At 51.6% G+C, this 13366-nt stretch carries 11 protein-coding genes; 7 read left to right on the forward strand and 4 right to left on the reverse strand.

All coding sequences use genetic code 11. The features are described from left to right. The first annotated feature begins 126 nt into the window (after positions 1-126). A complete protein-coding gene (gene rnjA / locus KNP71_RS00945; RefSeq protein WP_021066990.1) occupies positions 127-1794 on the forward strand; it encodes a ribonuclease J1 in 1668 nt (555 codons plus the stop codon). A 65-nt stretch (positions 1795-1859) separates the two neighbouring features. Beyond that, positions 1860-3317 carry a phospholipase D family protein gene (locus tag KNP71_RS00950; RefSeq protein WP_021066991.1) on the forward strand — a complete coding sequence of 486 codons (1458 nt, stop codon included), beginning with the start codon at positions 1860-1862 and terminating at the stop codon, positions 3315-3317. A gap of 104 nt (positions 3318-3421) precedes the next feature. On the opposite strand, the gene KNP71_RS00955 is transcribed toward KNP71_RS00950, so the two are convergent. After that, on the reverse strand, positions 3422-5047 hold the full coding sequence (locus tag KNP71_RS00955; protein ID WP_029595760.1) for an alpha/beta hydrolase: 1626 nt from the start codon (positions 5045-5047) through the stop codon (positions 3422-3424). A gap of 1 nt (position 5048) precedes the next feature. Continuing rightward, positions 5049-5588, reverse strand: coding sequence for a peptide deformylase (gene def / locus KNP71_RS00960; protein WP_021066993.1), 540 nt, complete (start codon positions 5586-5588; stop codon positions 5049-5051). A gap of 330 nt (positions 5589-5918) precedes the next feature. Here def and pdhA point away from each other — a divergent pair, with 330 nt between their 5' ends. The 4 genes from pdhA (at position 5919) to lpdA (ending at position 10771) form a co-directional block, all read left to right on the forward strand. Further along, positions 5919-7004, forward strand: coding sequence for a pyruvate dehydrogenase (acetyl-transferring) E1 component subunit alpha (gene pdhA / locus KNP71_RS00965; protein ID WP_021066994.1), 1086 nt, complete (start codon positions 5919-5921; stop codon positions 7002-7004). A 3-nt stretch (positions 7005-7007) separates the two neighbouring features. Then, positions 7008-7985: an alpha-ketoacid dehydrogenase subunit beta gene (locus tag KNP71_RS00970; protein WP_021066995.1), complete on the forward strand. Its 978-nt coding sequence runs from the start codon at positions 7008-7010 to the stop codon at positions 7983-7985. Positions 7986-8061: 76 nt separating this feature from the next. Further along, entirely contained in the window at positions 8062-9354 is a 1293-nt protein-coding gene (locus tag KNP71_RS00975) for a dihydrolipoamide acetyltransferase family protein (protein ID WP_021066996.1), read from the forward strand. A 4-nt stretch (positions 9355-9358) separates the two neighbouring features. Beyond that, complete coding sequence (lpdA, locus tag KNP71_RS00980) at positions 9359-10771, forward strand: dihydrolipoyl dehydrogenase (protein ID WP_021066997.1); 1413 nt, start codon at positions 9359-9361, stop codon at positions 10769-10771. Positions 10772-10788: 17 nt separating this feature from the next. On the opposite strand, the gene aac(6') is transcribed toward lpdA, so the two are convergent. Further along, positions 10789-11235, reverse strand: coding sequence for an aminoglycoside 6'-N-acetyltransferase (gene aac(6') / locus KNP71_RS00985; protein WP_214829848.1), 447 nt, complete (start codon positions 11233-11235; stop codon positions 10789-10791). Between the two features lie 75 nt (positions 11236-11310). On the opposite strand from aac(6'), the gene KNP71_RS00990 reads away from it, so the two are divergent. Beyond that, complete coding sequence (locus tag KNP71_RS00990) at positions 11311-11634, forward strand: DUF3055 domain-containing protein (protein ID WP_021066999.1); 324 nt, start codon at positions 11311-11313, stop codon at positions 11632-11634. Between the two features lie 108 nt (positions 11635-11742). Here the strand turns inward: KNP71_RS00990 and KNP71_RS00995 are convergent, their stop codons facing one another. Continuing rightward, positions 11743-13224: an aminotransferase class I/II-fold pyridoxal phosphate-dependent enzyme gene (locus tag KNP71_RS00995; protein ID WP_131471128.1), complete on the reverse strand. Its 1482-nt coding sequence runs from the start codon at positions 13222-13224 to the stop codon at positions 11743-11745. Between the last annotated feature and the right edge of the window lie 142 nt (positions 13225-13366).

The following is a 13366-nucleotide window of genomic DNA, read 5'->3' on the forward strand; positions in this document are numbered from 1 at the left end:
ATAGTGAAATATTGTCACAATATGAGCTATAATGAAGAAAGAATCTTACGGAACGTAATTATATTGCGAGAATCACTTATGTTTCACATAGATGAACATCAACTACTTGTAGTAAGGAGAGATTAAATGAAGTTTGTAAAGAACCACCAAACAGCTGTGTTCGCACTAGGCGGACTCGGAGAAATCGGGAAGAACACGTACGTTGTTCAATTCCAAGATGAAATCATCGTCATCGATGCGGGCGTCATGTTCCCGGAGGATGACTTGCTTGGAATCGACTACGTGATCCCTGATTACTCATACTTGATTAAAAACAAAGACAAAGTCAAAGGGGTGTTCATCACCCACGGTCACGAAGACCATATCGGCGGCATCCCGTTTCTCTTGAAACAAGTGAAGCTTCCGATTTACGCGACGAAACTCGCGCTCGGCTTGATTAAAGTGAAACTCGAAGAGCACGGGTTGCTCCGGGAAGCGGAACTGCATGAGATTGATGAGGACGCCATCGTCAAGTTCAGAAAGACGAGCATCTCATTCTTCCGCACGACTCACTCGATTCCGAACTCGCTCGGTGTCGTCGTGAAGACGCCACAAGGGAATATCGTCCATACCGGTGACTTTAAGTTCGACTTCACACCGGTCGGCGAACCGGCTGACATTGCCAAGATGGCAGACATCGGGAAAGAAGGCGTGCTTTGCCTCTTGTCCGATTCGACGAACGCAGAAGTCGAAGGCTTCACGATGAGTGAAAAAGTTGTCGGCGGCACGATCAGTGAGACGTTCCGGAAAGCCGAAGGGCGCGTCATCTTCGCGACGTTCGCCTCGAACATCTACCGCTTGCAACAAGTCGTCGATGCGTGTGCCGAAACAGGCCGTCATTTGGCCATCTTCGGCCGCTCGATGGACAAGGTCATGACGATCGGGCAAGAACTCGGCTTCATCAACGTCCCGAAAGGCATGATCGTCGAAGCGAATCAGTTACGGAACTACGAGCCGCATGAAGTGGCGATTCTTTGTACCGGTTCGCAAGGTGAGCCGATGGCTGCGCTCAGCCGCATCGCCAACGGAACACACCGTCAAGTATCGATCATTCCTGGCGACACGGTCATCTTCTCGTCATCTCCGATTCCGGGTAACGCCATTTCGGTCGGGAAAACGATCGACCAATTGTATAAAGCCGGCGCGGACGTCGTTTACGGAAAATTGACGAACATCCACACGTCGGGTCACGGGTCGCAACAAGAGCAATTGCTCATGATCCGCTTGCTCAACCCGAAATTCTTTATGCCGATTCACGGGGAGTATCGCATGTTGGTGAAACACGCCGAACTCGCCGAATCGGTCGGCATCCCGAAAGAGAACAGCTTCATCATGGATAACGGTGAAGTGCTCGCCGTCGACGCCGACTCGGCCGCCATCACCGGGAAAATCTCGGCCAACGCCGTGTACGTCGACGGAAACGGCATCGGGGACATCGGCAATATCGTCTTGCGCGATCGCCGCATCCTTTCAGAGGACGGACTCGTCGTCGTCGTCATCAGCATCGACGGCAAGACACGTAAACTCGTCTCAGGTCCGGATATCATTTCACGCGGCTTCGTCTATATGCGCGAATCGGGCAGCTTGATTCGTGACGGCGAGCGCTTGCTCAAGAAGACGGTCGAGCAAGGGTTGTCGAACAAACAGATGAAGTGGTCGGAGTTGAAACAACTCGTCTCGGATACACTCACGCCATACTTGGCACAAAAAACACGAAGACACCCAATGGTTCTTCCGATCATCATGGAAGTATGAACGAGCGGGCTGTAGGGGACTACAGCCCGTTTTTTAGAGGACAAAGATAAAGGAGATGGTGTCTGATGGAACGCAAGAAACGGAAGAAAGGTTGGTTGAAATGGGGCCTGGCCGCATTCGCCTTACTCTTCCTCATCACGATGGTATACCATCAAGTCAAACCGTTGCCGGACGGCGTGTCGCGTGCGTCGGAACCGGTCGCGATTTCGGATGACCAAATCGATTTTTTATTTGATTTGACGTATCAAGGGGAAGACACGGAAGTGAACGAGCAAGAGATTTTTCAAGACGTCGAGCGGTCAATCCGCGAGGCGCGGGAATATATCGTCATGGACTTTTTCTTATTCAACCCATATTCGAATGAAGACCGGCAATATCCGGACATCACGGCCAAACTGTCATCGGCTTTGCTCGAACAGATGGAAGCCTATCCGGACATGAACGTCGTCTTAATCACGGATGAAATCAATACGACCTATAACGGACACGCGTCCGATCATCTCGACGTCTTGAAGGAAGCGGGCGCGGAAATCGTCTACACGAACCTCGATGCGCTCCGCGACCCGAACATCTTATACTCGACGCTGTATCGGATCGGGTTCCAATGGTTCGGGGACAGCCAGAACGGCTGGTTGCCGAACCCGATGGCCAAATCGGCACCGGACATCACGATCCGGTCGTATTTACGGCTGTTGAACGTGAAAGCGAACCACCGCAAAGTGATGGTGACCGAGAATGACGGCTTCGTCTTATCGGCCAACCCGCATGATGCGAGCGGGTATCATTCAAACGTCGGGGTGCGGCTCGATGGCCCGATTTTAGCGGACATCCTCGAAGGGGAGGAAGCGATCGCGACGTTCTCGAAAGGGGATGCCGAACGTTTCCCGAGCGAGGAGAAACTCGCGAATCTGCGCGACGAGCCGTCGGAAGGCCCGATGCAAATCCGCTACGTCACGGAATCCAAGATTCAGGACGCCGTCATCAAGGCGATGGAAGAAGCGGAATCAGGTGAGACGATTTGGATCGGCATGTTCTACTTGGCCGACCGAAACATCATTCAAGCCATTCATGAGGCCGCCGAGCGCGGCGTCTTCGTCAAACTGATTCTTGACCCGAATACGAACGCGTTCGGGCGCGACAAGTCAGGATTGCCGAACTTGCCGGTCGCCGCGGAATTGAACACGGTGAACCCGGAGCAAATCGAGATTCGGTGGTACGAAGTCGGCGAAGAGCAGTACCACCCGAAGATGCTGTACGTGGAAGGGGACCGTCGAGTCGTCGTCATCGGGTCGGGCAACTATACGACCCGCAACATGAACGATTACAACTTGGAGGCGGATGTCGAAGTCGTCACGACCGAGGAGACAGCGTTCATCCGCGAGGTCGACGGGTACTTCAAGCGTCTCTGGAACAACGAGCAAGGAACGTATACGCTCGCCTATGATGAGATTCAGACCGATTTGCCAATCGGAAAGTATGTGATTTATTGGATCCAGAAACTCACTTGGACGATGACCTACTGACACAAGCCCGCCTTCCTGTGAAGGTGGGCTTTGTTGTGGACGGGCTACCATCGACATGACGACGAACAAAACCCGCCCTCATAATATGTGAAGGCGGGTTTTCATCATTTCGTTTCGACTGGATTGAATTCGTTCGTGAACTCGTAAAGGAACCGGCCCGTGTCGCGGAGGACGTCTGTCTTCCGGTGGAGCGAGAAGTGATCGTATGGGACGGTTTCCGTCTCGATGTTGTTCGTATATTCTTCGAGCAAGAGCGAACTCGCTGGCTCAATCAAGTTGAACTCGCCACCGCGTCCCGAGAAGGAGAACACTTGGACGGAGCGTGGCCACGTCTCAAGTTTTTCTTGGAACGCCTGCAACCCGTCAGAACTCGGGGACAAATCCCGGATGGCAGGACTGCCGGTATTGATCCCGAAATTACTGGCGGACAGACCGAAGTTGGCAAGTCGTGTTCCGGCGAACGGACTATCATACGTCACGAACTTATCGACGATGTATTCGTCTTGATTCAAGATATAGTTCGCTGCCGCCACACCGCCCATGCTGTGACCGATCAAATACATCCGGTCGAACGAACGGTTTCGTTCCTGTTTATAGCGTTCGATCGCCGCATTCAACCACTTCGTCTGGTTGTTGAGCGATGCCTCGGCATCCTCATATTCAATCCGGACAATCGGTCGGTTCGAGCTGTAGTCATTGATGACGCAATCGGCCGCGCCTTTCACCGTCACGGTACAGAGCGCACCATCTTTCGCCAGCCCACGCTGTTCCATATACTGCGAGAAGCGGAGGAATGTGCGGTCGGTCCCGAGCAAGCCGTGAACGGCGAACGTCGGGATGAACTCGTCCGTCTGCGCCGCCTGGCGAATCGCCTCAGATTTCCGTTCCGTCGTCAACTCGTCTCGAATCGTCACGATCATCAACGCGAGGGTCAAGACGAGGATGAAGCCGCCGAAGATGCGAGAACGAATCGACGTCTTGTCCGGATCGCCGACGTTTTGACGATATTTCCGCCAAACAAAGAAAGCGACCAGGCCAAGGACGACGATGATGACGCCTGTGATAATCCACGCCTTGACGTTCGGCACGTGGGCGACGAGCGTCATATTATTTTGACGGCCACCGTAAACTTGCCACTCGACATGTTTCATCGACCGTACATCGAGTCCAGTACCGTCTTCGACGAACACCCCGGTCGGCACGGTCAGATTGAACCGGATATCGGCTTGACGAACGTAACGTTCGGCCAGTTGTTTCGGGGAGCCGCTTAAATTCAGACCTGGCAAATCGACGCGGTCGAGCCGCAGGTCGAGGTTCGTGTTCATGACGTATGAGTCAAACCAAATCCCATCTTCTTTGTCGACATCAAACTTCATATCAGGTGGGACGAGGATACCGGCCGGGCCGGTCTTCCACTCCTCTTTAATGTTTTGGAGGTCATCGACGTTGTCGAACGTCTTCTTGAGCACCATGCCTTCATAGTCGTCTTGACTCGAGTAGTCACGTGTCGCATACCCGTTCTCATTCGCCTGTTGTTTCCATGTATCCCAATCGAGCCGCAAATTGAGCAGCTTCATGACCGGATGGTCGCGGAAAGCATACGTCGTCTCTAACGTGACCGATTGGTCGTAGTGGACGGTCGCATCATATTCGATTCGGACACATCCCCCGATTAAAAGAAACAGAAATGGGAATACTAACAACAGTGCCTTTTTCTTCAAGCTCGTCACCTCAAATCGGCTCACCGTAGGTCTCTAACGGGTTAGTCGTGTTGATGCGGTCGTAGAAGAGCACCCCATCTAAATGGTCGAGCTCATGTTGACAGACGATGGCGCGCATACCGCGGAGCCGCAATTTAATCGGGGCGCCGTCACGGTCGAACCCTTCGATTGTGATGCGACGATAGCGGGGGACGTTGCCTTTGACGACACGGTCGACAGAGAGACAGCCTTCACCGCCATTCAAATACGTCTGTTCGACCGAGTGACTCGTAATCTTCGGATTGAAGATGGATAGTTTGAACGTCTCTTCTTCTTCATGGAGCAAGACCGTGAAGAAACGGCGATTGACGCCGAGTTGTGGTGCGGCGATGCCGACACCGCCCCGAAGTTCATACTTCGCGCTCATCTCTGGATCTTGGCTGTTGACGAGGAACGTCTCCATCTCGTCGAGTAGCGCGAGGTCTTCTGCCGTCGGTGGGACCGGCACTTCGATTGAGCGGGCGCGGAGCCGCTCGTCTCCTTCACGAATCACATCTTTCATCGTTAACATGCAAAACTTCCTTTCCCATTGCGATATGACCAATTATATCATATTTATTAGTCATTTCGCTTAGATGGTACAGAAGGTGAAATGAAAATGATACAGAGGCGAAATAAGGGAAAAGATGTGTTGATGTAAGCGTTTTTATAGAGTGAGCATATTTTTTGCGTTATTATAACAACCCGTTTTATACTGACTAGGAAACGGCAGGATAAGTGTAACTTTCCTGAATCACGTTAATACAGATTGCTTTTTTGGACAGATACACTTAAGATTTGAGGTAGTGTTTGATCACAAAAAAGACAATTGTCTCATAGTTGAAAGGATGAGGTGAAACGAATGAACAACGTTCAGGTACTTCAAAACGTGGAAGAAAACTTCCAAACGTTCCGTATTCTCGACGAGAAGGGCGAGGTCGTCAACCAAGACGCAATGCCAGATGTAACGGACGAGCAACTTCAGGAGCTTATGCGCCGCATGGTCTATACACGAATCTGGGACCAACGTGCCATCTCGCTCAACCGTCAAGGACGCCTAGGTTTCTACGCGCCAGTGGCTGGTCAAGAAGCAACGATGATCGGGACGCAATATGCGCTCGACAAACAAGACTGGATTCTTCCAGGCTACCGTGATATCCCGCAACTCGTATTCCACGGACTTCCGCTTTATCAAGCGTTCTTGTTCTCACGTGGTCACGTCGCAGGTAACCGAATTCCTGAAGACGTTAACGTCTTGATGCCGCAAATCATCATCGGGGCACAAATCATTCAAACTGCGGGTGTGGCAATGGGCCTCAAACGCAACGGCAACACAAACGTCGCCATTACTTACACGGGTGACGGTGGTTCATCACAAGGTGACTTCTACGAAGGATTGAACTTCGCGGGTGCATTCAAATCACCAGCCATCTTCGTCGTTCAAAACAACCGCTTTGCCATCTCGACACCTGTTGAGAAGCAAACTGCAGCTAAAACGATCGCGCAAAAAGCTGTCGCAGCGGGAATCAACGGAATCCAAGTTGACGGAATGGACGTTCTTGCTGTCCTCGCCGCAACACAACAAGCGCGTAAAGACGCACTTGACGGAACTCCGACGCTCATCGAAGCACTCACATACCGTTACGGACCACATACGCTCGCAGGGGATGACCCAACGCGTTACCGTACAAAAGAACTCGATACAGAGTACCAAGAGAAAGATCCACTCGTTCGTTTCCGCCTCTTCCTCGAAGGCAAGAAGCTTTGGAGCGAAGACATGGAGAATGAAGTCATCGAACAAGCGAAAGCAGACGTGAAAGAAGCGATCAGCCTCGCTGACAAAGAACCAAAACAAAAAGTTTCGGACTTCATCAACAACATGTTCGAAACACTTCCTTCAAACTTGAAAGAGCAGCTTGAAGAATATACAGCAAAGGAGTCGAAGTAAGTTATGGCTCAAATGACAATGATCCAAGCGATTACTGATGCGATGCGCGTTGAAATGAAGCGCGACGAGAAAGTACTTCTTTTCGGAGAAGACGTTGGTAAAAACGGTGGGGTTTTCCGTGCAACGGAAGGTCTCCAAGACGAGCTCGGCGAAGACCGTGTCTTCGACACGCCGCTTGCTGAGTCTGGTATCGGTGGTCTTGCCATCGGTCTCGGTCTTACAGGCTTCCGTCCGATCATGGAAGTTCAATTCTTCGGATTCGTATTCGAAGTGTTCGACTCGATCGCAGCTCAAATGGCGCGTATGCGTTACCGTTCAGGCGGCGCTTACAGCCAGCCAATCACAATCCGTTCACCATTCGGTGGCGGTGTTAAAACACCAGAACTTCACGCGGATAGCCTTGAAGGCTTGATGGCTCAGACACCTGGTCTTAAAGTCGTCATCCCGTCAACGCCATACGATGCAAAAGGTCTTTTGATCTCAGCAATCCGTGACAACGACCCAGTCGTATTCCTAGAGCACATGAAACTTTACCGTTCATTCCGTGGCGAAGTTCCAGAAGGCGAATACACGATCGAGCTTGGAAAAGCAGACGTGAAACGCGAAGGAACTGACGTTTCGATCATCACTTACGGTGCAATGGTCCACACGTCACTCAAAGCGGCAGAAGAGCTCGAAAAAGAAAACATCAACGTCGAAGTCATCGACCTCATGACAGTGAGCCCACTTGATATCGATACAATCGTCGAGTCTGTTAAAAAGACTGGCCGTGCGATCGTCGTTCAAGAAGCACAACGTCAAGCAGGGATTGCGGCTAACGTCGTAACTGAAATTCAAGAACGCGCAATTCTTCACCTCGAGGCACCAGTGCTTCGTGTAACTGCACCAGACACAGTCTTCGCTTTCGCACAAGGTGAAGACGCATGGTTACCTGACCATAAAGATGTCGTTGCAAAAGTTAAGGAAGTTATCAACTTCTGATCGTGTTCATTTAACGATGAGGGAGAATTGTCTCCCTCATTGTGTTTACATGATTAATTGATGGGAGGAAAAACCAGTGGCAGTATTTGAATTTAAATTACCAGACATCGGTGAAGGAATTCACGAAGGTGAAATCGTCAAGTGGTTCGTAAAAGCAGGGGATACAGTAAAAGAAGATGACATTCTTCTTGAAGTACAAAACGACAAAGCCGTCGTTGAGATTCCAGCTCCAGTTGATGGAACAGTTAAAGAAGTCAAAGTCTCTGAAGGTACAGTTGCGGTCGTCGGCGACGTCCTCATCACGTTCGATATCGAAGGTGACGCACCAGCCGGTGAAGAAGAAGCAGCTCCTGAACAGCCTAAAGCTGAAGAGAAGACTGAAGATGTGAAAGAAGACGTGAAAGAAGACGGCCCGCGTGAAGTTCAACTTCACAAATCGGAGCGCGTCATCGCAATGCCTTCAATCCGCAAATACGCTCGTGAAAAAGGCGTCGACATCCGTGAAGTCCAAGGTTCTGGCGACAACGGCCGCGTCTTGAAAGAAGACATCGATGCATTCGCAAACGGTGAAGCACCAACAGCAGAAGCTACAACAGAGAAAACAGAATCTGTAGCTCCAGCAGCGGCTGCGAAAACGGAAATCAAACCTTACGAGTCAGCAACGCCTGAACTCGAAACGCGTGAGAAAATCCGTGGTATCCGTAAAGCGATCTCGAAAGCAATGGTTAACTCGAAGCACACAGCTCCACACGTTACACTCATGGACGAAGTCGACGTCACGAAACTCGTCGCACTCCGTAAAGAGTTCAAACAAGTGGCTGCTGACCAAGGCGTGAAACTCACGTACTTGCCGTTCGTCGTTAAAGCATTGACTGCTGCAGCGAAAGCTTACCCAGCGATCAACGCGTCAATCGACGATGTGAACGAAGAAATCGTCTACAAAAACTACTACAACATCGGTATCGCTGCTGATACGGACAACGGTCTCGTTGTTCCTGTCGTCAAAGAAGCGGACCGTAAATCAATCTATGCACTCGCTACAAACATCAATGAGCTTGCCGGTAAAGCACGTGAAGGCAAACTTGCTGGGGACGACATGAAAGGCGGATCGATCACAATCACGAACATCGGTTCAGCTGGTGGACAATGGTTCACACCTGTCATCAACCACCCAGAAGTTGCAATTCTCGGTATCGGCCGCATCGCTGAAAAAGCTGTCGTCAAAGACGGTGAAATCGTAGCGGCTCCAGTCCTCGCGCTTTCATTCAGCTTTGACCACCGCCTCATCGACGGTGCAACAGCTCAAAACGCACTCAACATGGTGAAACGCTTGCTTCAAGATCCAGCACTTCTAATGATGGAGGGATAAGAACATGGTAGTAGGAGAATTCGCACAAGAAACTGATTTGCTTGTCATCGGCGCCGGTCCTGGTGGATACGTCGCAGCCATCCGTGGCGCACAACTCGGCCTTAAAGTCACAATCGTCGAAAAAGGAAACTTTGGTGGCGTCTGCTTGAACGTCGGTTGTATCCCATCGAAAGCATTGATCACTGCTGGTCACAACTTCCAGCACGCTAAAGGTCACTCTTCAATGGGGATCACGTCTGATAACGTGTCAGTCGACTTCACAAAAGTCCAAGACTGGAAACAGTCGGTCGTCAACAAATTGACTGGCGGCGTCAAAGGCCTTTTGAAAGGTAACAAGATTGAAATCGTTCAAGGTGAAGCTTTCTTCGCATCTGAAGACACAGTACGTGTCATCACAGAAGATAGCTCGACTCCTTACAAGTTCAAAAAAGCGATCATCGCGACTGGTTCAACACCTATCGAGATTCCATCGTTCAAATGGTCAAAACGCGTCCTTTCTTCAACTGGCGCATTGGCTCTTCCTGAAGTACCGAAGAAACTCGTCGTCATCGGCGGCGGATACATCGGTATGGAGCTCGGCACAGCGTACGCGAACTTCGATACAGAAGTCGTCGTCGTTGAAGGCGCAAGCGACATCTTGTCTGGCTTCGAGCCACAAATGACGCAAATCGTCAAAAAGAAACTCAAACAAAAAGGCAACGTCACGATTCACACGAACGCTCTTGCAAAAGGCGTCGAGGAAACAGAAGACGGCGTAACAGTTAAGTTTGAAGTGAACGGCGAAGAGCAGTCTGTTGAAGCGGACTACGTCCTCGTCACAGTCGGCCGTCGTCCAAACACTGGCGACATCGGTCTCGAAAACGCGGAAGTTAAAATCAGCGACCGCGGCATCATCGAAATCGACGACCAGTGCAAAACGTCGAACGAAAACATCTACGCAATCGGCGACATCGTACCAGGACCACCGCTCGCGCACAAAGCTTCTTACGAAGCGAAAGTCGCAGCGGAGGCAGCTGCCGGTAAGCCAGCTTACCTCGACTACTCAGCAATCCCAGCGGTCGTCTTCACTGACCCTGAACTTGCAACAGTCGGTTACACAGAGCCACTCGCAAAAGAAGAAGGACTTGAGATCACTGTATCGAAATTCCCATTCGCAGCGAACGGCCGCGCCCTCGCTCTTGACGAGCCAGACGGCTTTATGAAGCTCATCACGCGTAAAGAGGACGGTCTCTTGATCGGTGCTCAAATCGCGGGAACTGGCGCTTCAGACATGATTGCCGAGCTTGGTCTCGCCATCGAAGCAGGCATGACTGCAGAAGATATCGCGCTTACAATCCATGCTCACCCATCACTCGGTGAGATGGCAATGGAAGCGGCAGAAATCGCAATGGGTATGCCAATCCACGTCGTTAAATAAGTCAAAAGCTCTCTCGCTTACTCGCGAGAGAGCTTTTTTTTTACGTAATGGACGGTCCGTTCGACTTCTCGGAAGCCGATGCGTTCATGGAACCGTTGGCTGCCGTCGTTCTCGACTTCCGTATCGGAGGCGAGCTCGTCGCATCCTTTCGACCGGGCGTAGGCGGAGGCGGCTTCGACGAGCCGTGTCGCCACGTCTTGCTGCCGCGCGGTTTCGACGACATAAATCCTTTCTAAAAAGGCGGTCGGGGAAGAGGTCGTTCCGGGGACGTAGTCATGACGGAAGCTGAGCTGGCAAAAGCCGACCGCTTCATCCGTTTCCGCGATAAAATAGTGCATCTTGCCGGAACGAATCCCGAGCCGCACCTCAGGGATCAGTTCGGCTTCAGACGCGTCTGGCCATAATTGCCGCATGAGTCGCACCAGTTCGTCGCAATCTTGTTCGTTCGCTTTTCGAATCTTCATAAGTCGTCCTCCTTATGTTTCGTACGTTCAGTATAAAGGAAAATAAGGAATGAAGTGAGAAAGGAGGGAACGATGATGGCGTTCGATGAAGAATTGTTATATACCGTCTCTGAGACGAGCCGTGTCCGCTTCACGGGAATCGAGACCGAGACGTCACGTTATGATTTCGGCTTTGTGTATACGCATCAATTCATGGGAAAAGTGCTCGTCGTCTGTATGCAGACCGGGCAGTCTGCCCTTCTTGACATCCATGCGCTCGAAGAACCGAGACAACTGTATCCGATGCTCGGGATCGCGTTGCGTGATACAGATCACGTCGCCGAGTTTTTACGACTCTGTCTGGACGAAAGTGGGCAAGAACAAGAACAATCGCCAAATTCTACCCTTGAAAAAATGTAAGCGTTTTCTTATAATGGTACGTAGGGGAAGCAATTCGATCATCATAAGCTACCTTTTCTTTTGATGACACAAAGCGAGCCGGTCCATATGGACCGGCTCGCTTTCGTCTTAACGGATGGCTTTTGTCTGTTGGATGACTTTAATCATTTGAAGCGATTCATCTTCAAGTCCTTGGACGGGAAGACCGGCCTCGATGTTCGCCATGATATAGTCGAGCGTCGAAGTCGTGATGAGTTCTCCCGGGATGATGATCGGGATTCCTGGTGGATACACCATGATGAACTCGGCCGAGATGCGTCCGACGGCGTTCTCGAGCGGAATCGTCTCCGTCTCCTCGTAGAACGCGTCACGCGGGCTGAGTGCAAGCGGTGGAATCTCAGGGAGCATGATCGATAGTGAATCGTTTCCTGACTGATCGTAAACCGATACGACGTCACGCATGCCGTCAATCAACGCTTGAATCGTCGATTCGTCGTCGGCGCTCGTCACGATGAACAGTACGTTCAACAAATCTGACATCTCGACTTCGATGCGATGCGTCTCACGCAAATACTTCTCGACTTCAAAGCCGGTGATCCCGAGCTCACGGACAGAGACGAGGATTTTCGTCTCGTCGAGCGCGTGCGTCGACTCTGAATGGAGTTCGGCGTGACCGTATACCGATAAGTGCGGCATATTGTCGATGGCCGTACGAGCCGTACGTGCGAGCGTGAGGGCACGTTCGTTCATCGCTTCTCCTTTAGTCGCCAATTGACGACGGGCCGCGTCGAGCGACGCGAGGAGGAGGTAAGAGGTCGACGTCGTCGTAATCATCGACAACATTGCTTGAATCCGTTCCGGGGAGACGAGACCGCGACGGACGTTCAAAATCGAACTTCCCGTCATCGAGCCGCCGAGCTTGTGTACGCTCGTGGCCGCGACGTCCGCTCCGGCTTGCATCGCCGAGAGCGGGAGCTCGTCGTGGAACGGCAAGTGGACACCGTGTGCCTCATCAACGAGGACCGGTACGTCTTGCGCATGGGCGACGGCGACGATGCGCTCTAAGTCACCGGCGATGCCGAAGTAGGTCGGGTTGATGACGAGGACTGCTTTCGTGTCCGGGTGCATCTCGAGGGCGCGTTCGACGGCGCTTGCTGTGATCCCGTGGGCAATCCCGTACGTCTCATCATATTCCGGATGGATGAAGACCGGGTGGGCCCCGGTCAAGATGAGGGCGGACATGACGGATTTATGCACGTTCCGGGGAACGATGATTTTCTCGTTCGGACCGACGACGCCCATGATCATCGCCATGATGGCACTCGACGTCCCTTGGACCGAGAAGAACGTCTCGTCGGCACGGAACGCCTCGGCAGCGAGGCGCTCGGCCTCGGCAATCGACGCTTTCGGATGATGGAGATCATCGAGCGGGGCGATGTTGATCAAATCGATCTTCAAGGCGTTTTCGCCGATGAAGTCACGGAATTGAGGGTCCATCCCTTTTCCGCCTTTATGGCCAGGGATATGGAACGCGATCGGGTTCGTATCCACATGCGTGAGCAACGTGTCAAAGAGCGGTGTCTCGAGCTGTGTAGCACCTTTAAGTTTCAATAGTAAGTCCTCCTTGATAACAGTGTGTATATGGGTTGTCGGTTTGGTTTCAAGCTTTGGGCAATCTGAACATTTCGATTCAAAAACAATGCAACAAAAAAACTATAGTGATTTCTATCCCAACTTGCAATAGTTTTTTTTG

This window comes from Exiguobacterium sp. s56, assembly GCF_018618255.1.
In the GTDB taxonomy this organism is placed as follows: domain Bacteria; phylum Bacillota; class Bacilli; order Exiguobacteriales; family Exiguobacteriaceae; genus Exiguobacterium; species Exiguobacterium chiriqhucha.